The organism is Streptomyces durhamensis (assembly GCF_000725475.1).
Lineage (GTDB): Bacteria > Actinomycetota > Actinomycetes > Streptomycetales > Streptomycetaceae > Streptomyces > Streptomyces filipinensis.
This window is the reverse complement of record NZ_KL647053.1, coordinates 415-843: the sequence shown is the minus strand read 5'-3', so window position 1 is coordinate 843 and position 429 is coordinate 415. Positions and strand designations below refer to the sequence as shown.

Annotated in this window: 1 protein-coding gene; it reads right to left on the bottom strand. The window is 67.1% G+C overall.

The window, feature by feature from the left end:
- The coding region (locus IO33_RS52025; RefSeq protein ID WP_209439039.1) for a hypothetical protein at positions 1-249 on the bottom strand (249 nt) is incomplete at its 3' end.
- Positions 250-429 lie beyond the last annotated feature (180 nt).

Below are 429 nucleotides of genomic sequence, written 5' to 3'. Positions count from 1 at the left end.
GACGGACAGCTGGCGGGCCCCGTCGGCGAGCGCTCCGACGCCCGTCTGGAGCTGCGACAACCCACTGCCGAGGTCCTGGCCGTTGATCGTCTGCAGAGCGGAGTCGAGGACGTTCAACGAGCTCTGCAACTGCGCGAGGTCCGCCGTTCCCGGGCCGTTGACTCCACCGAGCTGGGTAGCGAAGTCCGCGAAGCGACCGAGGGACTGGTTGTCGGCCAGTGCGCGGATGTCCGAGGTCTGTGCCTGCAAGGCCGAACACTGCGGGATCTGGACGCACCAGGGAGCATCGAGTGCACTCAACACTGGTGCGACGGCGTCGGCAGCCGACTGTGCCTGTCGTGCCACTCGAGACAGCTCGGGAGCTTGTCGGGAGAACTCATCGAGTGCGGGCGCCGCAGCAGCCAGCTGATCGACGAGCGGACGATACTG